27 protein-coding genes, 2 pseudogenes and 1 other annotated feature are annotated in these 26,098 nt (G+C 39.9%); of the genes and pseudogenes, 19 read left to right on the top strand and 10 right to left on the bottom strand.

Features of this window, described 5'->3' with window-relative positions:
* The coding region (locus tag ACFX4H_RS12305) for a hypothetical protein (protein WP_377435410.1) at nt 1-622 on the bottom strand (622 nt) is incomplete at its 3' end.
* A gap of 186 nt (nt 623-808) precedes the next feature.
* Between ACFX4H_RS12305 and ACFX4H_RS12300 the strand changes: the two genes are divergently transcribed.
* From ACFX4H_RS12300 to ACFX4H_RS12280, 5 genes are all read left to right on the top strand, one after another.
* On the top strand, nt 809-1,156 hold the full coding sequence (locus ACFX4H_RS12300) for a lmo0954 family membrane protein (protein ID WP_034309581.1): 348 nt from the start codon (nt 809-811) through the stop codon (nt 1,154-1,156).
* Between the two features lie 19 nt (nt 1,157-1,175).
* On the top strand, nt 1,176-1,811 hold the full coding sequence (locus ACFX4H_RS12295) for a PspA/IM30 family protein (RefSeq protein WP_034309579.1): 636 nt from the start codon (nt 1,176-1,178) through the stop codon (nt 1,809-1,811).
* A gap of 155 nt (nt 1,812-1,966) precedes the next feature.
* Entirely contained in the window at nt 1,967-2,713 is a 747-nt protein-coding gene (liaF, locus tag ACFX4H_RS12290) for a cell wall-active antibiotics response protein LiaF (RefSeq protein ID WP_034309576.1), read from the top strand.
* Nucleotides 2,710-3,756 carry a sensor histidine kinase gene (locus ACFX4H_RS12285; protein ID WP_377435408.1) on the top strand — a complete coding sequence of 349 codons (1,047 nt, stop codon included), beginning with the start codon at nt 2,710-2,712 and terminating at the stop codon, nt 3,754-3,756. The genes liaF and ACFX4H_RS12285 overlap by 4 nt, the downstream gene beginning before the upstream one ends.
* Nucleotides 3,749-4,390, top strand: coding sequence for a response regulator transcription factor (locus ACFX4H_RS12280; protein WP_034309572.1), 642 nt, complete (start codon nt 3,749-3,751; stop codon nt 4,388-4,390). The genes ACFX4H_RS12285 and ACFX4H_RS12280 overlap by 8 nt, the downstream gene beginning before the upstream one ends.
* Nucleotides 4,391-4,871: 481 nt before the next feature.
* Here ACFX4H_RS12280 and ACFX4H_RS12275 read toward each other — a convergent pair whose 3' ends face one another.
* On the bottom strand, nt 4,872-6,035 hold the full coding sequence (locus ACFX4H_RS12275) for an MFS transporter (RefSeq protein ID WP_052137330.1): 1,164 nt from the start codon (nt 6,033-6,035) through the stop codon (nt 4,872-4,874).
* Between the two features lie 188 nt (nt 6,036-6,223).
* On the opposite strand from ACFX4H_RS12275, the gene ACFX4H_RS12270 reads away from it, so the two are divergent.
* Nucleotides 6,224-6,457 carry a hypothetical protein gene (locus ACFX4H_RS12270; protein WP_377435406.1) on the top strand — a complete coding sequence of 78 codons (234 nt, stop codon included), beginning with the start codon at nt 6,224-6,226 and terminating at the stop codon, nt 6,455-6,457.
* Nucleotides 6,458-6,866: 409 nt separating this feature from the next.
* Here ACFX4H_RS12270 and ACFX4H_RS12265 read toward each other — a convergent pair whose 3' ends face one another.
* Together ACFX4H_RS12265 and ACFX4H_RS12260 are read right to left on the bottom strand one after the other, a co-directional pair.
* The gene (locus tag ACFX4H_RS12265; protein WP_137018635.1) at nt 6,867-7,277 is read right to left on the bottom strand and encodes an HTH domain-containing protein; all 411 of its coding nucleotides are present in this window, start codon (nt 7,275-7,277) and stop codon (nt 6,867-6,869) included.
* A gap of 90 nt (nt 7,278-7,367) precedes the next feature.
* Entirely contained in the window at nt 7,368-7,913 is a 546-nt protein-coding gene (locus ACFX4H_RS12260; RefSeq protein WP_137018636.1) for a hypothetical protein, read from the bottom strand.
* A 496-nt stretch (nt 7,914-8,409) separates the two neighbouring features.
* Nucleotides 8,410-8,646, top strand: a binding site (T-box leader).
* A 59-nt stretch (nt 8,647-8,705) separates the two neighbouring features.
* Between ACFX4H_RS12260 and ACFX4H_RS12255 the strand changes: the two genes are divergently transcribed.
* Nucleotides 8,706-10,055: an amino acid permease gene (locus ACFX4H_RS12255; RefSeq protein ID WP_098186247.1), complete on the top strand. Its 1,350-nt coding sequence runs from the start codon at nt 8,706-8,708 to the stop codon at nt 10,053-10,055.
* Between the two features lie 226 nt (nt 10,056-10,281).
* Nucleotides 10,282-10,938: a phosphatase PAP2 family protein gene (locus ACFX4H_RS12250; protein ID WP_377435405.1), complete on the top strand. Its 657-nt coding sequence runs from the start codon at nt 10,282-10,284 to the stop codon at nt 10,936-10,938.
* 323 nt (nt 10,939-11,261) lie between these two features.
* Here the strand turns inward: ACFX4H_RS12250 and ACFX4H_RS12245 are convergent, their stop codons facing one another.
* From ACFX4H_RS12245 to ACFX4H_RS12235, 3 genes are all read right to left on the bottom strand, one after another.
* Nucleotides 11,262-12,650, bottom strand: coding sequence for an L-cystine transporter (locus ACFX4H_RS12245; protein ID WP_377435404.1), 1,389 nt, complete (start codon nt 12,648-12,650; stop codon nt 11,262-11,264).
* A gap of 231 nt (nt 12,651-12,881) precedes the next feature.
* A complete protein-coding gene (locus ACFX4H_RS12240; protein WP_377435403.1) occupies nt 12,882-14,018 on the bottom strand; it encodes a DUF4179 domain-containing protein in 1,137 nt (378 codons plus the stop codon).
* Nucleotides 14,015-14,581 carry a sigma-70 family RNA polymerase sigma factor gene (locus ACFX4H_RS12235; RefSeq protein ID WP_377435401.1) on the bottom strand — a complete coding sequence of 189 codons (567 nt, stop codon included), beginning with the start codon at nt 14,579-14,581 and terminating at the stop codon, nt 14,015-14,017. The genes ACFX4H_RS12240 and ACFX4H_RS12235 overlap by 4 nt, the downstream gene beginning before the upstream one ends.
* A gap of 349 nt (nt 14,582-14,930) precedes the next feature.
* On the opposite strand from ACFX4H_RS12235, the pseudogene ACFX4H_RS26835 reads away from it, so the two are divergent.
* From ACFX4H_RS26835 to ACFX4H_RS12200, 6 genes and pseudogenes are all read left to right on the top strand, one after another.
* A pseudogene (locus tag ACFX4H_RS26835) lies at nt 14,931-15,439 on the top strand (GNAT family N-acetyltransferase).
* A gap of 213 nt (nt 15,440-15,652) precedes the next feature.
* Nucleotides 15,653-16,106, top strand: a pseudogene (locus ACFX4H_RS12220) (VOC family protein).
* 95 nt (nt 16,107-16,201) lie between these two features.
* The gene (locus ACFX4H_RS12215; RefSeq protein ID WP_063590323.1) at nt 16,202-17,806 is read left to right on the top strand and encodes an ATP-binding protein; all 1,605 of its coding nucleotides are present in this window, start codon (nt 16,202-16,204) and stop codon (nt 17,804-17,806) included.
* Between the two features lie 2 nt (nt 17,807-17,808).
* The gene (locus ACFX4H_RS12210; protein WP_063590324.1) at nt 17,809-18,513 is read left to right on the top strand and encodes a response regulator; all 705 of its coding nucleotides are present in this window, start codon (nt 17,809-17,811) and stop codon (nt 18,511-18,513) included.
* A gap of 400 nt (nt 18,514-18,913) precedes the next feature.
* Nucleotides 18,914-20,224, top strand: coding sequence for a CitMHS family transporter (locus ACFX4H_RS12205; RefSeq protein ID WP_241635072.1), 1,311 nt, complete (start codon nt 18,914-18,916; stop codon nt 20,222-20,224).
* Between the two features lie 64 nt (nt 20,225-20,288).
* On the top strand, nt 20,289-20,435 hold the full coding sequence (locus tag ACFX4H_RS12200; protein WP_170946924.1) for a hypothetical protein: 147 nt from the start codon (nt 20,289-20,291) through the stop codon (nt 20,433-20,435).
* Between the two features lie 75 nt (nt 20,436-20,510).
* Here the strand turns inward: ACFX4H_RS12200 and yyaC are convergent, their stop codons facing one another.
* Nucleotides 20,511-21,080 (bottom strand): spore protease YyaC, encoded by a 570-nt coding sequence (gene yyaC / locus ACFX4H_RS12195; RefSeq protein WP_241635070.1) that lies wholly within the window; start codon nt 21,078-21,080, stop codon nt 20,511-20,513.
* Nucleotides 21,081-21,306: 226 nt separating this feature from the next.
* Between yyaC and ACFX4H_RS12190 the strand changes: the two genes are divergently transcribed.
* Together ACFX4H_RS12190 and ACFX4H_RS12185 are read left to right on the top strand one after the other, a co-directional pair.
* Nucleotides 21,307-22,149, top strand: coding sequence for a pentapeptide repeat-containing protein (locus tag ACFX4H_RS12190; protein ID WP_377435396.1), 843 nt, complete (start codon nt 21,307-21,309; stop codon nt 22,147-22,149).
* A gap of 344 nt (nt 22,150-22,493) precedes the next feature.
* Complete coding sequence (locus ACFX4H_RS12185; RefSeq protein WP_063590329.1) at nt 22,494-23,231, top strand: MerR family transcriptional regulator; 738 nt, start codon at nt 22,494-22,496, stop codon at nt 23,229-23,231.
* Nucleotides 23,232-23,316: 85 nt separating this feature from the next.
* Here ACFX4H_RS12185 and ACFX4H_RS12180 read toward each other — a convergent pair whose 3' ends face one another.
* Nucleotides 23,317-23,718 carry a hypothetical protein gene (locus tag ACFX4H_RS12180; RefSeq protein ID WP_377435394.1) on the bottom strand — a complete coding sequence of 134 codons (402 nt, stop codon included), beginning with the start codon at nt 23,716-23,718 and terminating at the stop codon, nt 23,317-23,319.
* Nucleotides 23,719-23,803: 85 nt separating this feature from the next.
* On the opposite strand from ACFX4H_RS12180, the gene ACFX4H_RS12175 reads away from it, so the two are divergent.
* Nucleotides 23,804-24,226, top strand: a complete 423-nt coding sequence (locus ACFX4H_RS12175) for a UPF0715 family protein (protein ID WP_186442067.1) — start codon at nt 23,804-23,806, stop codon at nt 24,224-24,226.
* 31 nt (nt 24,227-24,257) lie between these two features.
* Here ACFX4H_RS12175 and ACFX4H_RS12170 read toward each other — a convergent pair whose 3' ends face one another.
* On the bottom strand, nt 24,258-24,938 hold the full coding sequence (locus ACFX4H_RS12170; RefSeq protein ID WP_377435392.1) for a copper homeostasis protein CutC: 681 nt from the start codon (nt 24,936-24,938) through the stop codon (nt 24,258-24,260).
* A gap of 217 nt (nt 24,939-25,155) precedes the next feature.
* Here ACFX4H_RS12170 and ACFX4H_RS12165 point away from each other — a divergent pair, with 217 nt between their 5' ends.
* Both ACFX4H_RS12165 and ACFX4H_RS12160 read left to right on the top strand, forming a co-directional pair.
* Entirely contained in the window at nt 25,156-25,422 is a 267-nt protein-coding gene (locus tag ACFX4H_RS12165) for a transporter suffix domain-containing protein (protein ID WP_034309540.1), read from the top strand.
* Nucleotides 25,423-25,460: 38 nt separating this feature from the next.
* Nucleotides 25,461-26,087 (top strand): NUDIX hydrolase, encoded by a 627-nt coding sequence (locus tag ACFX4H_RS12160; RefSeq protein ID WP_063594529.1) that lies wholly within the window; start codon nt 25,461-25,463, stop codon nt 26,085-26,087.
* Nucleotides 26,088-26,098 lie beyond the last annotated feature (11 nt).

Genomic DNA, 26,098 nt, shown 5'->3' with positions numbered 1-26,098 from the left:
TGCTCAAACTCACGAGTAAATAGCGCAAATTCACGAGTAAATAGCGTAAATTCACGAGTAAACTGTTCAAACTCACGAGTAAATAGCGCAAATTCACGAGTAAACTGTTCAAACTCACGAGTAAATAGCGCAAATTTACGAGTAAACTGCTCAAACTCACGAGTAAATAGCGCAAACTCACGAGTAAACTGTTCAAACTCACGAGTAAATAGCGGAAACTCACGAGTAAATGCAAATTTATGAGTAAATAGCGGAAATTCACGAGTAAATTGCTCAAACTCACGAGTAAATAGCGCAAACTCACGAGTAAAGTGCCCAAACTCAGGAGTAAATGCAAATTTACGAGTAAAACAGCAAAATTCACGAATAAATTGCTCAAACTCACGTGTAAATAGCGGAACTCACGAGTAAATAGCGCAAACTCACGAGTAAATAGCGCAAACTCACGAGTAAATAGCGCAAACTCACGAGTAAAGCCACAAAATTCACGAGTAAATAGCCCAAACTCACGAGTAAACTGTTCAAACTTACGAGTAAACTGCCCAAACTCAGGAGTAAATGCAAATTTATGAGTAAATAGCGGAAACTCACGAGTAAATCGCTCAAACTCTGCGTATATCACTCAAACCCACGAATATATCGCTCAAACTTACAAGTAAGGTGCAAATTCCCGAGTAAAATACCCTCCTCATTAGCATCGGACTTACAGGGTCTACGCCTTAAGTCTTACTAGAAAATATAGCTAAGGCTCATTATACGAACTTGTGAAAGTAGATAAGATATAAACATAGAAAGGAGGACGAAAACAATGAAGAAATTTGGTTTATTTATTGTAGGACTGATCGCACTTTTCCTGTTGTTGGCGAACGTTGGTCCACTGATCAGCCTGGCGATTTGCTTGGCGATCCTATACTTTGGGTTCAAGCAGTTCATGAAGTCCGAATCGACAGGGGCGAAGATTGCGTGGGGATCAGTCTCCATTATCGTGCTGATCGTTTCTATTTCCCATATCCCGGCAATATTGGGACTGGTGGCAGCTTATGTTCTTTACCTGGTTTATAAAAAATGGAATGAAAATGATGAAAGTGCTTCATCGAAAGAAAGTGACCCATTCTCAAATTTTGAAAGAGAGTGGAAAGAGTTGAATAAGAACTAATAGAAGGGATGTAATTGGAATGGGTAATTTATTCTCAAGAATGAAACAAACGATTTCGGCTGATTTTCACGATCTGTTGGATAAAAAGGAGCAAAAAAATCCAATTGGGATGTTAAATCAATATTTGCGTCAATGTGAGCAGGAGACGGAAAAGGTCGGTAAGTTGCTTGAACGTCAATATCTTCTGAAAGAAGAGTTTACGCGTGAATATAATCAAGCGCAAAATCTAGCTGAAAAACGTAAGCATCAGGCTGAGATTGCCAAGCAGTCGGGAGAGACCGATTTGATGGAATTTGCTGTAAAGGAAAGCCTGCACTATGAAGAGCGGGCGCAAAGTTTGAAAGAGGCGCATAAAAGTGCAGAGGTTCAGTTGGCTGAGCTGGAGCGGAAATATGAAGAAATGAAACATAAGCTGAAGGATATGCATCTAAAGCGGTTGGAACTGATGGGCAGGGAAAATATTGCCCGGGCAAACAACCGGATCAATCGGGTTTTGGACGGAGGCAGTTCCGAAGCCAAACCGGTAGCGATGTTTGAGGAAATGGAGCATTATATCGATCGAATCGAGCACCAGGTCCATACAGATTATAATCGGCATACGATCGATGCCAGGATTGTTCAGCTTGAAAAAGAATTGGAACAGAAAGAAGCGTAAAGTTTTTTAGGCATCGCTGTCATCCCCTGGCCTTTTGGAATGGAGGGCGGGGGAAAACAGGCTGTCAGAACGTGACAATTTCATGGTATTCTTAAAAGGCACGGGTTTCTGTGCCTTTTAAGAATATCATGATCATATACAGGGGAGGCGAACCGATGTTGAACAAGATGAAGACGGACTATATGGGATGGATACTTCTCATCGGAGTCGTCCTGCTTTTTTTAGAGATTTCATTTACGGGTGGGGGTCTCCTTTTCTCCATCGCTTTTTCAATAGGCTGTATCTATTTAGGCAGGAAATTCACAAAACGGACAATCGGGAAAATCCTATTTTTTATAGGGCTGATTTCCCTTATCATCACAGTCTTGAATATGTTCGTCTTTAGATTTTTCCTAATGGCGATCCTCATTTATCTTTTGCTTTTATATTATCAGTCCAAAAAGAATCCTGATTGGGTCAGTCCCATTTTAACCAATGATGATTCGGACGAAGAAAAGATCAATAAGGAACGACTGCTGAAAACCGATTATCTATTTAAAAATAAGTTGTTTGGTCATCAACAAACGACCGAACATGTATATGAATGGAATTCCGTGAATGTTCAGGGCGGGGTCGGTGATACGGTTATCGATTTAAGCAAAACGATTTTACCGAAAGGCGATGCTGTCATTTCCATCAGGAATATCATTGGCAATATCACAGTCCTTGTACCGTATGGCATCGAAATCAGGGTCCATCATTCTGTCATTGCGGGCAGAGCGCGGATTTTTGAAAATAAACCTGAATCCAGGGTCTTTAATCAAATTTATTCCTACCAAACGGAAGGGTTCAATGAAACGGATCACAAGGTTCATATCATCACTTCAATCTTAGTTGGCGATTTAGAGGTGAAGCGGATATGAGCATAATGACACGGCAGATATTGACTGCCCTTGGTGTTGCTTTCGTTCTTTCCCTTGCTTTGCCGGCTATGGTTTTCTTCATCTTTCCTTTATCCGATTGGAGTGTATTGTGGGAGAAAGTGGTCATGGGATTACCCTTCGTCATATTTTTGCCAAGCCTGGTCATGACGGTAGGGCTGATTTATGGAGTCGTTTCGGGGATGTTTTGGAAGAGACAGCTTGAAAGGGTGGATGAAGGTCTGCATTTCCTTGAACAGGGCCGCTTACCCTCGCAACAGGAAACGTATCCAATTCAAGAGATGGCTAAAATGGAGGAACGGATGCAACTGATCTATAAGCAAATCAATGAGCAGACTAAATTATCGCAAAAAATGGCGAATGAAAAGGCCATTGATCAGGAGAAACAGATCCAGGAAATCGTTTCCCAGGAACGAAACCGTTTAGCGAGGGAGCTGCATGATTCGGTGAGCCAGCAATTGTTTGCCGCTTCGATGTTCATGTCGGCCATCACCGAATCACAATCCGATATGGAAAAAACGGAAATGAAACAATTCAAGGTAGTGGAAGAAATGATTCATCAATCCCAGCTTGAGATGAGGGCGCTATTGCTTCACTTGAGGCCTGTTGCATTAAAGGGAAAATCTCTACATGAAGGAATGAAGGAGCTTCTTTTGGAATTGTCCCAAAAAGTGACGATGGATATAAATTGGAAGATGGAGCCTGTCACTCTGGATAAGGGGATTGAGGACCATCTGTTTCGGATTTTACAAGAATCGATTTCCAATACCCTGAGACATGCAAAAGCGAATTCGCTTGAAGTGCTATTGATCGTCCGTGATGGAATGATCATTTTACGAATAACGGATGACGGCATAGGTTTTAACGTCGAGGAATCGAAAACGGGATCATATGGTCTGCAAAACATGCATGAACGGGCTGTAGAATTAGGCGGGACGATGCAAATTGTAAGTGTTCCGAATAAAGGAACGAAACTTGAAGTGAAAATCCCATTATTAAATGCTGGAGGTGATCATGATGATTAAAGTATTATTTGTCGATGACCATGAAATGGTAAGGATAGGGGTATCGGCTTATTTATCCGCACAGTCGGATATCGAAGTGATCGGGGAAGCGGACAATGGTTTGAAAGCTGTAGAACTGGCAATGGAATTGCGTCCGGATGTCATTTTGATGGATTTGGTGATGCCGGAAATGGACGGCATAGAAGCGACGAAACGAATTATTGAAAAATGGCCAGAAGCGAAAATCATCATTGTGACAAGCTTCCTGGATGATGAAAAAGTGTACCCGGCATTGGAAGCCGGAGCGACGAGCTATATGCTGAAAACATCAAAGGCCAGCGAGATTGCGAGAGCCGTCCGTTCCACTTTCCAGGGTCAAAGCGTACTTGAACCTGAAGTGACGGGAAAAATGATGGAAAAGCTGCGTCGCCCAAAAATCACCCAGCTTCATGATCAATTGACAAACCGTGAAATGGAAATTTTACTGCTGATGACACAAGGGAAAACGAATCAGGAAATTGCCGATGAACTATACATAGCCCTGAAAACCGCCAAAGTGCATGTCAGCAATATATTAAGCAAGCTTGCCGTGCAGGACCGCACGCAAGCAGTGATCTACGCATTTAAGCATTCGCTCGTTCAAGAAGAAGAGTAAAGAGCGTCTATTTCCAATAGAGGAAAGTTTGTTATATTTAGGGAAATAATCCTGTAAAGTTCATTCAAGGTTGCTGATTGCAGCCTTTTTTACGGATTACAGGAAAAAAGCAGGTGAAATGATGTTAAGAGTGATTTGGGAATTATTTCGTATAATCACCATTATTTTCGTTATTGGAATGATTATGGGGCTCATCATTCATTCAATCTATGCGATTTTTGGAATAACCGTAGAGAATACCACGGGCGGATGGATCGTTGGTATGGCAATTTTTCCATTACTTTATGTACTCTATAAAAACCGGCTTCAATTTTCAGGTTTCTATAAAAATGGCAAACAAGTAAAACTTTCAAACAGGACAACTACTATACTGCTTTGCTCCTCTGTGTTAATGTTGACGGTTGCCCCTTTATTTCGCTAACGGATGTAAAAAGAGCATGTTTTATTCAAAACATGCTCTTTTTTATACCGTTTTTTTAGATTATACAGCTTCCTCTGCGGTATCGAGCCTCGTTCCGTATATCCGATAAAGAACCAAAGCGAATACCATTCCTATAAAGGAGATGGAGGAAATGAACAAGTAAAGGGTCTTCCCGCCATATGCTCCATATATGGCTCCGCCTATATAAGATGCAATGATTCCCGAAACCCCGAAGAATAGCAGCGCCAGTACGGTCTGGCCTGTGGCACGCCATTCCACTGGAACAATCCGGTATAGATATTGGATGGCCGCCGAGTAGAAAATCGGGAAAGTCAATAGTTGCATGATTTGCAAATAAGCTAATAGCTGTGGATCGGTAATCCACGCAGAGACGAAATAACGGATAAAGAAAAACGCTGCTGCAAACGAAATGATGATGATTTCCTTACCTTTGCGCAGCCACCAAAAGCTTAGGGCGAATACAACGATTTCACTTCCCGCCGCCAAGAACCAGGTCAAGCCTACAAGCTTGGCACTTCCTCCAAGTTCCCGGATATATACTCCAAGGAAGGTATCGTTCATCCTTGCTGGAACAGCACAGATAAAGACCAATAACAGAAAGAGAAGCGTCTCTTTATTACTGAAAAAATGCTTAAGGCTGCTTAAGGTGACAGGTTTTCCTGAAACGGGAGCATCAGGCATCATCCAGCTGACAATGAAGCTGATCAAACCTATTCCTGCAAAAAGGAATGCAAGGCTGTTAGCTCCGAAATATGACATAACATAGCCGGTGATCAGCGATATGACCGCATAACCCAATGCACCATATGTCCGGATGGAGCCGTAACTGATCCCGGATTTCTCTGCCATCGTAAAATTGAGGCTTTCCGTCAGGGGATCGATCGGCATCAGAAAGAAATATAGCAGCATGGCAAACAGGATGAGCTGAAGATAACTGCTTGAATCATAGAGGAAATAACCGATTACGCTCGAGAAAAAGATGAGTAACAACAGGACTTTTCGTATAGTCCTTGTTTTGTCGCTGATCATTCCCCATAAAGGCTGGGTAATGAGGGTGACAAAACCTCCTGTACCGATGATGAATCCGATTTGGGCTGGACGCAAACCTTGATCAGCCAGATAGACTGGGAGAAACGGAATGAAAATGGCAAGCAGTCCAAAATATAAAAAGTTAAAACTCTTTAATAATCGTATTGCTTTCATAAAAAATATGATACCTCACGTGTTCTATAGAGTGGATTGATTTCAGACCATGTTATTGTATCATTGATGACAGAATTTGAAAAAATAGTTTTAAAATAGATTTGGTTTCGAGGGTATATCTCACTTTTAAAAAATGGATGTAAATAATAGAATTAACACTTATTGTTAATTAAAGAGGGTGGTAATTCATGGACCAGGAGACAAAAGTGATTCAAGAGTTGCAGCAATTGAAGCAAAAAGTCGGTCATCTTGAAGACTTATTAACGCAGCAACAGAATAAGAAGGAAAAAGCAGGACCATTTCGAATCATCCTGGACGCAGTAGGCTCACTGCTATTTGGATTAATTGTTGTAGGACCGGTTATAGTGATTGTCGTTGGGGTTCTGATGGTGGCTGCATCATGGTTAGGGATGGTGTTTTAAAAGGTTAGGAGAGTCTGGGCTTTTATGAATTATTGATTTGATTAGGTGAACAGGAGAAGTGTTCGGTTATTCCAGTGGGAATTATTGATGATGGATAGGGAGAAGGTCATGGTTTGGCCTTTCCATCTAATTATAGATGGGGAAGGTATTGAACTTAAATATGGAAATGGTAAAGAGATATTTATGCAGTAGCAACCAGTCTCATCCTGTCTACGTTCGCCAAGAAACGGAAAAAGAACCACTCATCCTCACAAGATCGTAGTGGTTCTTCACTCTTGGAGTTGTCACCCTCATGTCTCCAGCATGGGGGTGTGCTGAAGCATGGTTGCTCAAACGTTTTGTTAGCCTTGGAAAAGCTCCGTTGCATAAATTAAAGCCAAATCCAGGTGGTGTTTCATAAATAAAATAATCATCTTTTAAATATATAATGCAAAAAAAGGACGGTTACTGCAAGGCTGTATCTTTTCTCAATTGACAGAGAAGCATTTTCTTTCATGAATTCTTCGATATCTTCACATTCAAGATTAGAGAATAAGGAAATCGTCTCCACTGGTATACCAAATTCATCGGTCAGTGCTTGAGTTATGGCGGAGACCCTTTCATTTGCATCGGTTGAGGGCACCCCGATGACTAAAAGGCCCACTAAATCTATTAGGTCCATCATTTCTGTTTGAGTTATCGCGGGTTGAATATTTTCACCATTTGCAAAATCTAGTATGACTTGCTCAGATATTCCGGTAATTTTACTTAATGATGCTGCAGGCATTTTATAATCATTTAGCAGAGTTCTTAATAACTCTTTAGGTTCATGACCAATCATCTTGAATAACCCTCTTTCACTTTTAACTCTATTATATATGGAAGTAGACAATATAATAATATTGTCTACTTATTGTTTGAAAAATATCTCTTATTTAGAAACCCAAGTAATGTAATTTGGAACAGTATAAGAAACAACTTTACCGAGGAAAGTTGCTGAACCGGTTAATTGTGCACTATATCTATTATTATATAGCGCTCTATATGAAACAGACCCACTAAAACCTGAAACTGAAGTTCTCCCAGAGGATAATCCTGAAGTAAGATTTGTAATAAGCATAGTACCAGTAAAACTAGTAGCTGGTATAGACATAGTTATTTTGTATCTAACTTTACTTCCTTCGGCCCATAAATTTAGAATGCCTCCGGGGCCAGGAAAGGCTAATGTTGGTTGGATAAGGTTGTTATCTAAATTGGTGGGAACTAGAACTAAAGGGATAGAAGCTACTTCACCTTCGGCTAATTTAATTTCCGATAAATCAACTGAGAAAGTATAGTCATCACCTGAATTTTCACCTTCTACTGTATCGTTTGATACCAGGTCAGACGGACCAAATTTTTGTTGATCTTCTGCAAAAACTGATGATGTAGACATAATCATAAATGCGACTAAGATACTCATAAACCATTTGCTCATTCTATTACCTCCCTGTAGAATTTTCACTTCAACTACATAATAACATAGGTCTATTTAACTAGTTGGGTTTTTTAAAAAAATTCTTAAAATTTAATAAATTTAGGAAATTAAAAATTAGAATATATGGTGAATTTTATATTTGAATTTCCGATGAATTTTTCTTATAGGATATAGAGATTTGATATAGGATTAATCTGTGATTTGTAAGTAACTTTAGAAGGTTCATAAAAGTAAATGAGCAGTGAGTCACATTGGGGTGCATAATTAAACTGAAGAAAATAATTACCTAAGGTAGAAATGATCAAAATTCTAGTGAAGTTGCTGTGATAGAGCATCAACTTTATTTTATATAGTATTTTACAATTTTCATAATGCTGGCTTTCACGATTTCCCCTAATTTGTTTCTTTGAAAATATTATCCTAAGAAAGTTATTGACAAATTTACCTTGAGTCCGTATAGTATGGGATATTATTAAAAATATTCAGATATAATTTTTCAAACGCAATGAACAGGAGTAGTAAAAGCTCATTATTCGGTAAAGAGAGCTGCGGGTTGGTGCAACGCAGTCCAATGATACTTTGAACTTGCCTGGGAGTGGTAAAGCGAAAGATAGGAATGATTCCATTCTTTTGTTTTAACGATTGACCTTCGTTACAAGGTTTGTAAAGCAGGGTTCTTTAAAGAGCCAATAAGAGTGGTACCGCGGTAAGCTTAAGGCATATCGTCTCTTTCTTCATTTGATTATGAAGGAAGAGACGATATGCTTTTTTTGATTTTTGGGAGGTAAGGATATGGAAACGGACAAACGGAATTTACAGAGGACAATGACTTCAAGGCATATTACGATGATGGCATTAGGTGGTGCCATCGGGGCAGGTTTATTTAAAGGAAGCAGTTCAGCCATTGATATGGCAGGCCCTTCCGTAATCCTTGCGTACTTGATAGGAGGCATCATCCTATTATTCATCATGCAAGGTTTAGCTGAAATGGCGGTCCGCAACAGCGGTGCACGAACATTCAGGGATTTGGTCCAATCGATCTTAGGAAAGTATCCTGCCTATTTCCTGGATTGGATTTATTGGAAAATGTGGGTGTTGAATATCGCGGCCGAATCAGTGGTTGCGGCGATTTTCCTTCAATATTGGCTGCCCGGATATCCAATCTGGATATTGGCATTAGCTGTTTCGGTTTTGGTTACTGCGGTTAACTTGCTGTCGGTGAAGGTTTTTGCTGAAACGGAGTACTGGCTTGCTTTAATTAAGATTACGGTCATCATTGTGTTCATCATGGCTGGATTATTGTTGCTGCTCGTTACTTTTGGTGATCATACAGCGGTCGGCTTTTCTAACTTGACCGAACATGGCGGTTTCTTTCCGAATGGATCGACAGGGTTGATCACGGCGATGCTGGTGGTAATCTATTCATATGGCGGTACGGAAATCATCGGGGTCACATTAGCTGAAACGAAAAATCCTGAAAAAGTGGTTCCAAAGGCCGTTCGCAGTACATTGGTCAGGATCATTTCTTTCTATATCATTCCTTTTTTCATCATCGTTAGCTTAATTCCTTGGAACGAAGTAAACGGGGTGAAGGAAAGTCCGTTTGTAATGGTCTTTCAAATGATCGGGATTCCAGGTGCCGACCATATCATGAATGCCGTTGTCCTATTAGCGATCATATCATCGATGAACTCCGGGTTGTATGGTTCATCCCGCGTTCTGTATACACAAGCCGTGGATGGTCGCGTTCCGAAAATCTTTTCCCGTTTATCCAAGAAGAAAGTACCTGTTCCCGCAATCTTAATGTGTACTTCCGCTTTATATGGCGGTGTATTGATTTCTTTATTTGCTGGAAGCAAGACCTTCGATTTCCTAATGGGTTCGCTTGGATATACCGTATTATTCATCTGGTTGATCATTGCTTTCGCCCATTTGAAATCACGTAAACAACAGTCCGGAAAAACAAGTGCCTATAGGGTAAAATGGTTCCCGTATACGACTTGGGCTGCGATCATCGCTTTAATAACGATCCTGATCGGAATCATTTTCACGACATCCATAGTCGTTACGATCATTACTCTTTGCATCTACATCTTCATTTCCTTAACGTATGTATGGAAAAAACGCCATAACAAAATCTAGAGATGGCGGAGTGATCACTTTTGCCTTCCCGCATATAAGTTTCATATCAAGCCGTGGTATATGCCATGGCTTTCGTTATGTATTTTAGTCGGATTAAAAGTAAGAGATATCCATTTTACTAGTTCATGGGATTCATTAACTTTAGCGATAAAAGAGTTAATCCAGTGAAAAATGTAGTATAATAATCTTTGGAAAAAAACTAATATATTGAAAGCCGGAGCGAGCTATGAAAAACAATTCCATACTATCCTTTCACCCGTTATATTATTTATTACTTTTGATGATTACTAGTTCCATCTATTCAATCATCAATCAATCTTCAGGTCATGCTGTCGATGTTACGACTATAATAGATGGGGAGATTCCCTTTATTAAAGAATTTGCCGTTCCTTATTTACTTTGGTATCCGTATATTTATGGATTGCTGATTTACTATTGCTTTGTTGACCGAAAGCACTATTTCGTAGGATTAGGCAGTTTGATATCAGGGAAACTTCTCTGTTTTCTTGTATATTGCCTTTGGCAAACGACAGTTCCGCGTCCAGAAGTCGTGGGCAACGATATCTTTGCCCAGTTAATGCGGTTCATCTATAGTCATGATCAACCTGTCAACTGCCTTCCCAGCATACATGTACTGACCACATTCATCATGATGATCGTCGCCCATAAGCGGAAAGAAGAGCACAAATGGGAGTATGCCAGTGTCACTGCATTCGGAACACTGATCATCCTCTCCACGCTATTTACGAAACAGCATGCTGTATTGGATGTACTCGCAGGAATCCTCCTTGCATGCGGTGTATATGCAGCCGTCCAGTATACCTTCCATGCGCTACCTGGTTTTCAGGCCAATCATTATGCAGCAAGGCAATTTAAAAAGTGACCACAGGAAAAAGCCACTGTAAGAATATTCGCTCCCATGAGTTGATATGTTACAGCGGCTTTTTTTTATTGAATGATTGGGTATTTATGTAAAATATATATGGTATTATGTTTTTAATCGAATGGAAACAGTGGAGGGAGGAAAAGAATGCCTCATCATCTTGATCGAATGGCTGAAGACTTGGTTAAAGCAAAGTTGGAAAATTATTGGCCGGGTTTTGAACTTGTTGCCTATGCCATATATGACAAGAGTAATGCTGAATGTAAAGCCTATGAAAAAAAGCATCGAACCTCCCATGACAGGAAGTCCGATGCTTTTTTCTTTTACATTTCAGCTTCAATTTTCAAAGATGTTTCTTCGCTGAACTGTTCTTTATCCAGGTCGCCCGTTATTTTACTAGTCAGAATACCGGAAGTCATGCTTCCGCTGACATTCACGGCTGTTCTTCCCATATCGATCAATGGCTCGACGGAAATCAACAGGCCGGCCAAGGCGATTGGCAGGTTCATTGCAGATAATACAAGGATGGCAGCGAATGTTGCTCCTCCGCCTACACCTGCAACCCCGAAAGAACTAATGGCCACGATGGCAATCAACATGGCGATAAAGGAAGGATCTAGCGGGTTGATCCCAACCGTTGGAGCGATCATAACCGCTAACATGGCCGGATAGATTCCGGCACAGCCGTTTTGACCGATCGACAAGCCGAAGGATCCGGCAAAGTTGGCAATACCTTCGGACACCCCTAGTTGTTTCTGTGTTTGGATGTTCAATGGCAGAGCACCAGCACTTGTTCTTGAAGTGAAGGCAAACGATAATACTGGGAAAGCTTTTCTCAAATATACGATTGGATTCAATCCTGCAAGCATCAGCAATAGCAAATGGATAAGGAACATGACAATCAGGGCCACATATGAGGCACCTACGAATTTCCCTAATTTCAGGATGGCATCCAAATCACTCGTAGCTACCGTCTTAGTCATGATCGCCAAGATCCCGTAAGGTGTTAAACGCAGGATCAATGTTACTACGCGCATGATGATGCTGTGCAATGTATCTACTATTTTAGCAAAAAATTCAGCATGTTCAGGCTGTTTCCTTTTGACTCCTAAATAGGCAATCCCAAGAAATGCAGCAAAAATTACAACGGAAATGGTTGATGTCGGACGTGCACCCGTTAAATCAAGGAACGGATTGGACGGAATCAATTCAAGAATTTGCTGCGGCATCGTTTTATCCTGAATCGTACCGTATGTTTCCGATATTTGATCCCCGCGGCTTAACTCCGCTTCCCCTTGCTCAATTTGAACGGCTTCCAAATTGAAAACAGTTGCCGATGTGATCCCGACAGCTGCTGCAATCGCAGTCGTTCCAAGCAGGATTCCGATGATCAGGATACTAATCTTTCCAATATTGCTAGTCAGTTTCAATCTTGTGAATGCGGATAAGATTGAAATGAAGACAAGTGGCATGACGATCATTTGCAGGAACTTGACATAGCCGGAACCTACAATGTTAAACCAATCGACCGATTTAACGATCGCCTCTGACTGAGGTTCATAGAAATACTGCAAAAGAAGTCCGAATACAATTCCTAAACCAAGTCCAGTAAAGACCCTTTTTGTAAAGGAAATATGCTCCTTATTCATGTAAAATAAAACGCCTAAAAGAACGAGCATTATGGCAAGATTTAAAAACACATAACCAATCATATATATTCCTCCTAATTCCGATTAACCAAATGAGAATAATAAATATCTGAAGCCTATGATACATCATCCGCTGATTTTTTACCAGAAGAAAATAATTTATTTTTGACTTTTCAACTAATTCATGTATTTATCTATTCATGGACTGAATAAGAAGTCACAAAAAAGAGATATACATGAACCTTTCTCCACTCTAGGATCTAGGGTTCAGTATACCTCTTGTAGGTAAAATTGTTATTTCTTCAAATCAATCACGATTTCATCCAATACCAACTCTTTTGGAGCACTACTTGGTTTGGTTGGGAAGGATGACACCTTTTCTTCACCATCTTCCGTTATGGTTGCTTCTCCGTGGTTCTCTGAAGTGAAATTACGTAATGTTACATGTGGTGTTGCAATCAGTTTCGTAGCGTTTGGATCGATTTTTTGAAATGTTTTGCTGAAGTTCAAATTATAAGAATCGATACCGCTTCCTCCGTTACCTTGACCAGCATACACATTTCCTAAGTCATCTCTAATGGACAACTCCAAATAGGCTTCATCCCATTTGTTTTTGACTGAGTCGGACACTTCTTGATGATAATCAACCACAAAGGACATTGGCGAGATCGATAGTTTTTTGACGGATACTTTTACACCGTGTTGATTCACACTTTTATTGATGACCTTCTCGTTGCTTTCAGTTGCCTTTAGAGAGAAGGCAAAGTCCCAATTTCCTTTTATCTCTTTATCCATGTCGGTAATACCAATGCTGTTTATATCCCAGTCTATATTTACCTTATCTACTTTAAGATCTTCTAAGTTACTAACCGTTAATAAGCCTACATATTTTTTATCAGCTACTTTTGAAATTCCATCCGATCCTCCTTGGGCTTTCATTTCTTTTATATTCGGGCTGGGAATAAAGAATGATCCGTCACCCAAATCTTCTTCGCTTTCTATAATATAAGTGATGGTTACCGTTTTTCCGTCATAAATGGCGTCATTTATCGTGAAAGTAAGGCCATTGCTTTCTTTAGTAAGGCCAATTTCGTTAGAGTAGGCCTTATAATCACTATAAAGACCCTTTCCATTCTTGATATCATCGGAGAGACCTGAGTTTTCATTACTAAAATAGCTGAAAATATCTCCCATCAAAGGAATGCTTTTAGCAGAAGCCGTGAACGATAAACCAATCGTTGCGGTGGATAACCCGAATATAATAGAAGCAGCCAGAACATTCTTTTGCCAGCGTTTCATTTTTTTCTTCTTGCTTATTGATTTTTTTAGGGTTCTTTTGACTTTAGCTTTTTCTAGTTCGGTGACTTCCATTTCCTTAAATTCAGTTTCGTCTATGTCTATATCATTTAATAATTCATAAATATCCTTCATACCACACTGCCTCCTAACTTAAGATTCGTAGCTTTTTGACTTAGCTTCTTTTTTCCCCTATAAATTCGATTATCTATTGATGCTTTGGTCAACCCGAGTTTTATCGAGATATCCTCATTTTTTAAACCAAGAAAGTACTTCATGATAAAAATATCCCGATCTACAGGTTCTAAAAGGGCAATTAACTGAAGCAGTTCTTTTCTGTCTTCCAGTATAATCAGTTCGTCTTCTGCAGATTTTTCTGGATCTACTTCTGTGTAACCTGATGTAAGCTCCATTTTCTTCATGGCTTTTCGGTAATAATCAATCGCTTTAAACTTAGCGATCGCACAAATCCATTTTCTGAAATCAGTTGTATCCCCATGGAACTTTATTGAATTGTTCCAGATTGAAAGAAAAATATCATTGATGCATTCTTCCATGACACCGTCGTTCCTAAGAGGAGAGAGAACCTTATATGTGACCCCCTTGATTAGTGGCAAATAGGTATCCACTATGAACTCCAATGCGTCTTCTTCTTGGCGTTGCAACCGCTCGATAAAATTTTTATCAGTAGACTTCATGACATGATTCCCCTTGTTTTTTTGTAAAAGCTTTTACACTTAATACAACGTGTGTAAAAAGATTTATTCTCAATAATTTTGGATTTTTATCGAAGGTAGTAGGTATGATGGGTCCATTCGCACTTGGAATGATATGGTATTGAGGGTATCAAATTTTGTCAATATGCGACAGTGTTATCGATATAAACGGTTTGTTTGTACCATCGAATGTTTAAAAATAGAAGGTACTGGATGCTGCCTAAAAACTGTTGAATGAAAGAATATTCTATATTTATTTATCAGGAAGGATAAGCTCTTTGTTTTCTTGAATGTATATGCTTAGCGTTTTTTTTGAAAGGGTGAAAGAATGATGGATATATACATTGACAGGCTTAATGAACGGGATGCACAGGCGTTATTTGCATTTGAATGCAATAATAGAAGGTTTTTCGAACAAACGGTCCCAGGACGGGGTGATGATTATTATAGCTTTGGAACGTTTGGAATCAGGCATAAGGAATTATTAAAAGAACAACAAGGGGCCATCTCCTCTTTTTATTTGATTAAGGATGGTTCAGGCATAATCGTCGGCAGGATTAATCTTGTGGATATCGACCCCATCAAGGGTACGGCTCATGTCGGTTATAGAATCGGTGAAGCGTTTACGCAAAAAGGGATTGCGAATGAGCTTTAAAGCTTTTGATGAAGCTGGCACCGGATTTGAATGTGAAGCAAATACAGGCCAAAACGACAAGTGACAATATCGCCTCCCAAAAGGTTTTGGTTAAAAACGGTTTTGAACGGATTTCGATTAATGAAGAAATTGGTGCGGATTCGGGTCAAAAGCTAACATTCTTCCATTATAGTAGGAACCTTTAAATCCAATTCCTTCTATATAATAGAACGCATTCCATTTTTTAATTGTGAAAAGAGGGGGAGGCAGCGGCAGCGGCTGTCACAGAAAGGACCTTCCCTTTAAACTAACAGAGGATAGACCGCTTGATGGTCGCAAAGGACTTAAGAGTAAATAATTGGGAGATATTTTCCCGGCAAAAGAGTTGGTTTACTTAAAAGGAGAAAGGAGAATCTAATATGATAGAAGGTTTATATGAAGCCCATTTACCAGTCAAGAACCTGGACATCTCCATGGATTTTTATAAGAAAATAGGCTTGAAGCTAGCTTGGAGGGATGAAGATACTGCCTTTTTTTGGATCGAGGAAAACAAAAGCTGGGTCGGCTTATGGGAAGGAATATCAAACTCCATACCACCCTTCACTAAGGCATATCGCCTTTCGGGTAACTTATGATAATATGAAAAATGCATTAACTTGGCTCAAATCCTTGCAAATTGAAGTCGTCCCTTTTGGAAAAAGGACAACGATTGAACCATTTGTACGGCCGAACCAAGGAAACGCTTCCGTCTATTTCAATGATCCTGATGGCAATAGTCTCGAACTTATGTGTTCGATAAAAGTCCCTGATGCATATAAGCATATGACCGAAAAACTTTCGCTTGAAGAATGGGAAGAACTATTAACCAGGTGAACTTTGTAAAGGGAAATTTCCCCGCCCAGTCTCAATCAACAATTTTTAATAGAAGTATGAGCAATCAATATGGAAAGGCTTAGGGTATAAATGTGATGTTTAAAATTAGAGTGAACTTATTAACTCAAATGACATTGCTTATCATATTCGTTGTTTTCATCAGTACCTTACTTGTGAGCATTCTATTCTCTACACTGCTGGAAGACATCGTCGAAAACCATATGGGTAAGCAAGCAATGACGGTTGCCAAATTAGCGGCTCAAAATCCAACGATCATCCAGGGATTTAACGATGAACAGCCCTCAAAGGTGATTCAACCCGCATCAGAACTGATTCGTCAAACAACAGGGGCCGATTATGTAACCATTGCGAATCATAAAGGACTGCGATACTCTCATCCCAATCCAGAATATATCGGAAAGCCCACGGCTACTAGTAATGATGCAGTACTCAATGAACACAAAGCAATTATTTATCAAGGAAATGGGATATCGGGACCAGCGATTAAAGCTAAGGCGCCTATCTGGAATGATAAAGGGGAAGTTATCGGTGTTTCATCTGTAGGGTTTTTGGTAGAGAATGTGCAAGATCAGCTATCCAATTATAAAATGAAGATTATTCATTTGTCACTTATCCCAATCAGTGTAGGTAACGTGTGGGCAATATTTATAGCGCGACGCTTAAAAAAGCTCATTTTGGGTCTGGAGCCTGAGGAAATTTCCTTTCTTTTTCAAGAAAGGGAAGCGACACTTGATGCCATCCGATATGCTACCATTACGATTAATATTGAAAAACAGGTTACTTCCATGAATAAAAGAGCACGTGAATTGTTTCATGATCATCAGCTTATGGTGGGAAAGCGGATTGTAAATGGACATTTAGAAAAACTCATCAAAATCGTAATCAGCACAAAAGAGGGACAGTTCAATCGCAAGTTACTCTTAGGCCAACAGCTATACATTTTGGATTTATCCCCTATCTTAAATCAGAAGGACGTCAGGGGCATCGTTTTAACAATAAGGACAGTATCCGAAATTGAACAATTAACAGATGAATTTTCAGAAATCAAGGCCTTTTCAGAAAATATGCGGGCACAAAATCATGAGTTTTTAAATAAATTAAATACCATTTATGGATTACTTAGTTTAAAACAGTATGATAGGGCAATGAACATCATCTCTTCTGAAGTGAGAGAGAGGCAAGATATCATTTCGTTTCTTATGTCATCGGTAAAAGATCCTTTAATCGCTGCCTGTTTACTTGGAAAGATAAACCGTTCAAAAGAATTGCAGGTTATCCTAGAAATCGAGCAGGAAAGCAATTTAAACAGTTTATTAAAACCTGAGGATTCTCATCACTTGGTATCCGTTATTGGTAATATCATCGATAATGCGATGGAGGCAGCAAGGCAAAAGAACAAAAATAAGGGAAAGGTCAAAGTTTCGTTTACGGATTTAGGAAACGAAATCATATTTGATATCGAGGATAACGGTCCTGGTATCCCTCATGCAATGGAGGATATTATTTTTACAGATGGTTATACGACTAAAAATGGGGAAAATCATGGGATCGGTTTGGCCATTGTGAAAAACTCCATTGGTCTTTTAAGCGGTGAGATTTATATTGATCGCAGTTATTTGGGGGGAGCAAGATTTACACTCGTCTTCCCGAAGGATATAAAAGGAGAAAAGGAGGCGTGAGAATGTCGAAAGGACCGATTACAGTTGTCATTGTTGAAGATGACGAGAATGCAGTGAATATATATAAACAATTTACGAATCAACTAGAACAATTTACTGTCATTGCTACAGCTAGCACAGGCAAGCAAGCGCTGAATATACTGCATGCCGCACAACCTGACTTAATTTTATTGGATATCTTTTTACCTGATATGAATGGAATTGACCTTCTTCGAGAAATTAGGAGGGAATACCGGGGGATTGATGTAATTCTGATCACCGCCGCGAATGATACCGAAACAGTCAGTGAAGCGATTAGGGGAGGGGCTTTTGGTTACCTTATAAAACCGATCATTATCGATAAGCTTCTTGCGACGCTCAACCAATACGACATGACGAGACGGCAGCTGCATAATAGCAATTTAGTAAATCAAGATAAAGTGGATACTCTTTTTCGGACCATAAGTAATTCAAATACAGCAAATGATGTCCAAATAAATTCTCTTCCCAAAGGAATTGACAAACATACCCTGAAAATGGTCAGAAGCAAGATTCAAAACGTCAATGGCAGTTTAAACGCGGATGAACTAGGTCAACTTGTTGGAATTAGTTATTCAACCATGCGCAGATACCTGGAGTATTTAGTTTCCTGCAATGAAATGGAAGTTGAGGTTTTGTATGGAAGTGTTGGAAGGCCTGAAAGAAAATATAAAATAAAACACATGTAAATCCCAGTTGATGAAATTCGTTTTCATCAATGGGGTTTTTTCTTTTGGCTCTTTTCGTAAAGATTGTTGTTTTTAAAACGAAACTATTTTAGGTTGATTGGAGCGGAAGTGCGAGACTCCTGCGGGAGCTGCGGGACAGGTGAGACCCCACAGGCGTTTACGCCGAGGAGGCTCACCGCCCGCCCCGCGGAAAGCGAGCACCTGGAGGGGAAATCAACCACACTGCACTACTTCGTAAATAGCAACAAAGTATGCGAAAACAGCCTTTCTTTTTCAGGCGTGAAAAAAATGAAAAAAACTCTTATTACTTTCTTTATATGTGATTAAGGCTTAATGGATGATAGTCTCTAAAGAAAGCGCTATCAAAACAAGATGGTGATTAACAGAAGGGGGCTTGAAGATGTTATCCATTTTAGGATTTTCGATGATTGCAGTATTCATGTATTTAATTATGTCGAAGCGACTATCGGCACTAGTGGCCATTATGCTCGTTCCCATCATATTTGGAGTGATTGGAGGATTTTTTACAGAGCTGGGACCCATGATGCAGGAAGGTGTTGAAGGGATAGCTTCAACTGCCATAATGATTTTGTTTGCGATTTTATATTTTGGAATAATGATAGATTCCGGTTTATTTGATCCGCTTATTTCTAAAATATTGAAAATAGTAAAAGGAGATCCCTTAAAAATAGTTGTAGGAACCGCTATTCTCTCAATGACCGTCGCATTGGATGGGGACGGGACAACTACTTACATCATTACTGTCTCAGCGCTTTTACCCCTTTATAAGCGTCTGGGCATGAACAAAATCATATTAGCCACTGTTGCGATGCTATCCATGGGTGTAATGAATATGACACCGTGGGGGGGAGCTTCCGCCATGGCGATGGCATCGTTGAACCTTGACGCATCGGAATTGTTCTTGCCTATGATTCCTGTCATGGGATTTGGCCTAATTTGGGTTCTTGTCGTGGCTTTTATATTGGGAAAAGGGGAACGAAAGAGATTGGGCGTAGTGGAGATCCAGCATGATCACAGAAATGAAAGGAACTCGGCGGCCAATTCCGAGTTAGCGGCAACAACGGTTTCCCGTGATTATCGCAGGCCGAAATTGGTCTGGTTCAACTTCATTTTAACGATTGTGCTCATGGCATCATTAATCATTGATTTTATGTCTTTGACCATTTTATTCATGATTGCTTTCGCCATCGCGTTATTGGTCAATTATCCTGATTTGAAAGATCAGCAGGATAGAATCGCCGTTCATTCGAAAAATGCATTGGCCGTCGTTTCAATTGTCATTGCAGCCGGGATTTTTACCGGCATCATGTCTGGAACGAAAATGATTGATGCAATGGCCATTACGTTGGTCTCTTTTATCCCGGAATCTTTTGGACCATTTTTACCGGTTATTGTTGCGTATGCCAGTGCCCCTTTTACTTTCTTTATGTCAAATAATGCATTCTATTTTGGCGTACTTCCGATTATCGCACAAGCAGCTGATGCTTATGGAATTAGCGCGGCAGAAATAGGGCGCGCCTCATTAATAGGGCAGCCGATACACGTATTGAGTCCTTTGGTAGCTGCAGCACATTTGCTAATAGGCTTAGTTGGCACTGACTTCGGTGATTTACAGCGGTTTGCCGTGAAATGGGCATTAGGGACTGTCACGGTCATGACAATAGCGGCGATAATCCTGGGAGTCATTTAGTAAAAGGAATGGTTACTTTATCGTGCAGATGGGCAAATCGATATTTTATAATGGAGGATTTTCAATGTGGATCATCACACTCTATAAAAGCAGAGATATTGTAATGTATGAATTTGAAACAGAACAAGCAGCAAGGGACGTTTTCTGTAATATTCAGGGCAATAAGATTCTTTCAGAAGTTATTTACTTTAATGACCCAGGTTTAGCATGATGATAGCAATGTCCTTCAAGACTATGCTTACATTGTTTACCCCGAAAAAGCTTAGGCTTTATTGGGGTTTTCCTATTAGTTTAAACTTTTAACAATGATTCTTGTGGTAATCTTCGCCAGATTCATGACCGTATCCAGTCTTGTTTCATTTAGAGACTGTTTTGGCAAAAGGGGGTCTAAATAATTTACGACGGCCTTTAGGTGATAATCACCCAATTCAGGTAAGGGTTTATTAATCGCTTCACCAGGGCTAAAAGGACCTTTTGTCAGACTAATAGAACCGATTTGATGATAACCGCCTAAACAAGCATCGATACCAAAAATAAAGGGATTTTTGAATTGCTTTTTTATTTCTTTCAAAACACTTTTCAAATTAAGGGCGTGAACAGGTTCTGCGAGTGTTCCGAAGACATGATAAGGGACTTGGTTTTCTCTTAGCATCGTCCCTACTAAAGGCCCGAATGAATCTCCGGTGGATCGATCTGAACCAATACATAAAAAGATGATCTCTTTTGACGTTGACCGAAGAACTCCTGCGATTCGAAAAGACATTTCTTCCATTTCTCCTTCTGTATCCAACGTGTAGTTGCAATCCTGCATTTCTTTTTTTGTCTCCCCATTTTTCCTGCCACCAAAAGGATACATGCCTACACCCCCTAGAGTACCGTGATCTTGAATAAAGTATAACATGATTATGGAAATCACTTGCTTCCCTCTAATGATTAATTTCAGATTTCTTGTTTATTTGTATTTTGTCAATATATAGATTAATTGGTTTTTTTGATAAAATGAAAACAAAAAAATATACTGTATGAAACTTTTGATTTTTTAAAAAAGGCAGAGCCAGTGTTTTATAGAAGGAAGTGTAAGAATGCAAGTAACGAATAACGATAGTATCCATAATCAATTACGTGCAGACTGTGAGAATTGTTTTGGTTTGTGCTGTGTAGCATTGCCATATGCAAAGTCTGCTGATTTTGCATTTGATAAAGATGGAGGTACACCATGTTCAAACCTTCAATCCGATTATCGTTGCGGCATCCATGAAAATCTCCGAGCAAAAGGGTATAAAGGCTGCACGGTATATGAATGCTTCGGTGCCGGTCAAAAGGTATCCCAGCTCACCTATGATGGAAACGATTGGAGGGACAACCCAGCATCAGCAAAGGAAATGTTCGAAGTTTTTCCAATTATGCAACAACTGCATGAAATGCTTTGCTACTTAAATGAAGCACTTAATTTAGAAGATGCCCAACCTCTTCACCGGGAATTGCAGGCCGCTTTTGAAGACACGGAATATCTCACTAAACAAAGTCCAAAGTCTATCATGGACCTGAATGTACCAGCTCATAGAATGATCGTTAACGATTTACTCCTGCGCACAAGTGAAATGGTACGTGCAAAGGTTCCATTTAAGAAAAATAAGAAAAAACCGAACAAAATAGGTAGGGGAAGTGACCTGATCGGTGCAAAATTGAGAGGTGCTGACCTTAGGGGAGCGAACTTAAGGGGGGCTTTGCTTATTGCATCCGACCTCAGGGAAGCTGACATGAGAGTGACGGACCTGATCGGTGCAGACTTTAGGGACGCCGATTTAAGCGGTGCCGATCTCACCGGAAGTTTCTTCATCACACAAGCACAGATTAACTCTGCTAAAGGCGACACGAAGACAAAATTACCGCACTCATTAAGGATTCCCGATCATTGGAGGTAGAAGGATGTTTTATTCATGAGTAAAGCCCAAACTCACGAGTAAAAGCGTAAAACTCACGAGTAAAAGCGTAAAACTCACGAGTAAAAGCGCGAAACTCGCGAGTAAATGCGTAAAACTCGCGAGTAATGGGAAATTTACTACATAGTGCATGAACATCAATAGCGGACAAGTAAATTGGATTTGGCTTTAATCCGAAGTTTTTACAGAGAGTGAACTCTACCAACAGCGATTCTTCATTTGGAAGGATCGTCTTTTACATTTGGGCAGGAAATGTTCATTTTTCCTTTGACTCTGACGTTGCGTGATACCTTAATGTAAATGTTATCGAAAGGAGGTAAGAAGCAGTGGCAATGAAAGTGAAGGAGCTAGCCGATTTGGTTGGCATTAGTGTGCGGACACTGCATTATTATGATGAAATCGGGTTATTATCGCCGGAGGAAATAACCGATGCAGGTTATCGCCTTTATTCGAATGATAATCTTGAGATGTTGCAGCAAATCCTGTTTTTCAGGGAACTTGGCATGCCATTAAAGGAAATAAAACAAATGGTAAACAGCTCTTCGTTTGATAAACAAGATGCGTTAAAGCAACATCAAAAAATGCTACTGGAGAAACGCAGTCAGCTCGATAAATTAATTAAGACGGTCGAAAAATCGATCAAGCATATGAAAGGGGAAATTCAGATGACGAATAAAGAGAAATTTGAAGGATTTGACTTCAGTCAGAATCCATATGAAGATGAAGCCCGCAAGCTTTGGGGGGATAAAGCTGTTGATGAGTCGAAGGCTAAAGTGGCGGGCATGTCCAAAGATGCACAGAAAGTTGTATCGGAGATCTATTTAAAACTTGCGGCAATCCGAGATGCTTCGCCTAAGTCGGAGGAGGCACAAGAGGCCATTAAAGAATGGTATGATTGTTTGAACAATAACTTCGGCACATACTCGCTGGATGCTTTCAAAGGGTTGGGACAGATGTACGTGGACGATCAACGCTTCACCAAAAATATCGATCAATACGGTGAAGGGCTGGCAAAATTCATGTGTGATGCGATGGGGCATTTTGCTGATGCTAACAAAAATTAAATCTCGGGATTGAGAAATTTCATGATGGAAGGTTGCTCCGGCAACCTTCTTATTTTGGAGCTGGATATCAGGCAATAGCCAACCCCTATGGTCTATACCCGTAAGAAAAACTGAATATGAATATGAAAAGTAAAAAAACGGCCAATGCTGGAATGAAACTAATTAGCACCCATCCCTTCGCTTCCTTACTTTTCACACTTGTGAACCATTTAAAATAAATGTACAGGAGAATGATTAAAAAGGACCATAAATAATAACCAGTCATCGTGTCAACCCAGGCTGAATTTTTATCCCAGTAGGCGTCAGGCACAGGAGTGATATTTTCATACCGTTCATCCATTTTATTTTTTGTGGTAATGAAGATATAGGAAATGACAGAGTAATAAACGACAATGGCGGCTTTTACCAACCAGGTTATGAATCTATTGGAAAGGACGATTATAAAAATGATGGCCAGAAACACGAATAATTCGAAATATAGCTCCAAAATAAAAACACCTCCATTTTATATAGTATAATGATTATGTAAAAATTCCCATTATATTATATTAGACTGCGAGGTACTGGTTAAAATGGAACTTTGGAAAGTCAGTCAAAAGGTTTCGGAGCTAAGCGATTTGATTCCTTATTATTTTTTTAGTCTAGTTTCTTCCTGTCTGTCGCTTTCCACGGTGTTGGTTGTATTCAGCCTGGATACCTGGGGGGTGATTGGCATTATCGTGATTTCTTTTTATGTCGTTATCCCTTATTTATTATTTGCTGTTCCGGTACAGGTCCTTTTCAATAAACATCCTAAAAAATTCAGTGTAATCTATTTTTGCCTTTATATTTTTTTCTCTTTGCCGGCCGTATTCATTTATAGTTCGGTGCTTAATTTTGACTTCAGCATGGATATTTTGACTACAAAGAATTACTATGCAATCAGCCTTTTAGCGGCACTGTTTTTTTGGTTTTGGGATTCGGTCTTTTTACAAAAAAAAAGCTCTGCATCATAAAAAGGGACCGGTTAAATGGTCCCTTCCAACATTATTTCTTTAGCAAGTTTACGATTTCTTTAGCTTTTTCTAATGTAACTCCTTCAATGATACTGTTGTTTTTTCGAACAGCCGTACCGAAATGATAGTGACCGGTATGCAGTTCGGAATGGATAGAAAGGATATTATCCTTATTCAATCCGCTTCCAACCAGTATGGCTATGTCGCCGCAGACTCTTTTCATTTGTTGAATCGTTTTCATGCGGCTAGGGAAATCCCCATGCCCGCCTGAGGTCAATATCGTAGTGATTTCTGGATATTTTGCTAGCATTTCAGCTGAAATGACAGGGTCGTGCGTATCATCAATGGCTCGGTGGAATGTAATTTCCAAACCTTCACATACGGTCAATAGTTCTTCGAGGTATGGTCGATTGATTTCGTTTTTTTCATTTAATGCACCTAATACGACCCCGTTCGCTCCCAGTGATCGAATGATTTGGATATCTTTTTTCATGATTTCCAAATCCTTTTGCGTATAGCAAAACGACTGGCTGTGAGGCCTTACCATCACGTTGACTGGTATCTTCACTGAATTGACGACAGCTTCTATCAGGGCGTGGCTTGGAGTTAATCCACCCTCGGCTAAAGAACTGACAAGCTCGATTCGGTCTGCGCCCGATTCTTCGATCATTAGGGCATCTTCTATCGTTGTGGCAATGAATTCAATGTACATTGGATTTTCCTTTCCTGCATGCAAGTGTTATATGAATATTAAATCCATTAAAAATCGTAAAGTCAATTCATTAATAGTTTTCCACAAATGGAATATCTTTATTTCTCAAATTTATGAAACGAAATGAACATTCAAACGTATAAAAACAGAATATATTCAATGGTATATTTGTTCGGCGGGGTAATTAAATGAAAATATCATGACGGAGGTTATTTAATTGGATAAAGAAAGTAAGGAAATAAAGAAATCAAGGTTTTACAAAGTAGGGATGGGGTTCCTTATCATTTCCCTTCTCACTTGGATCATTCCTGTCGCAGCTCCTTTTACGCCATTTTCGACAGCGGTTAAGGCTGGGGTCATAACAGGTGCGATTGTCTTTGCGGAAGTGATGTTTTGGGCAGGCGCGCTTTTGGTCGGGAAAGAAGTGGCCGCTAAATATAAAGGCTATTTAAACCCGAAAAACTGGAGAAAAGAAAAAGGCTGAAGCTTTTTTTATAAAAAAGGGCTGGGAGTGAAGCTCCAATGGAAACTGAGTTGTTGAAAGTTTTCGATTCCAATCGCATTCAAACCGGCGTGGCTTCGCGAGAGGAAGTACATAGATTGGGACATTGGCATGAGGTTTTCCATTGCTGGTTCGCAAGTTCGGAAGCGGGCGTGGATTACCTATATCTTCAGCATCGTTGTGCGATGAAAAAAGATTATCCGAATCTATGGGATATTACGGCTGCCGGCCATTTACTGGCTCATGAAACGGTATACGACGGAGTAAGGGAGATTAAAGAAGAGCTGGGCATTGACGTTTCCTTTGACGAGTTGGTTCCATTAGGGATTATTGAATACCATCAAACGAAAGAAGGTTTCATCGACAAAGAACTGGCAAACGTCTTTCTATATGAACGTGCACATGGCTTCGATGATTTCACCCTGCAGCCAGAAGAGGTTTCCGGGATGGTGAAGGTTGTGCTGACTGACTTCGAAGAGCTTTGGACCGAAGCGAAGGACAAAGTGAATATTAAGGGATTTGAAATGAATCACGAAGGCCGCAGGATGATGATCGATCGATTTGTAGGACGGAATGAGTTCGTTCCGCATGATCGTTCCTATTATGATAGCATCATTAGATTGATCAGAGAAAACCTCGCTAAATGAAAATAAAGCCC

Source organism: Peribacillus sp. YIM B13477, assembly GCF_042787955.1.
Classification (GTDB): domain Bacteria; phylum Bacillota; class Bacilli; order Bacillales; family DSM-1321; genus Peribacillus; species Peribacillus frigoritolerans.
This window is presented reverse-complemented; position numbering and strand designations above follow the sequence as displayed.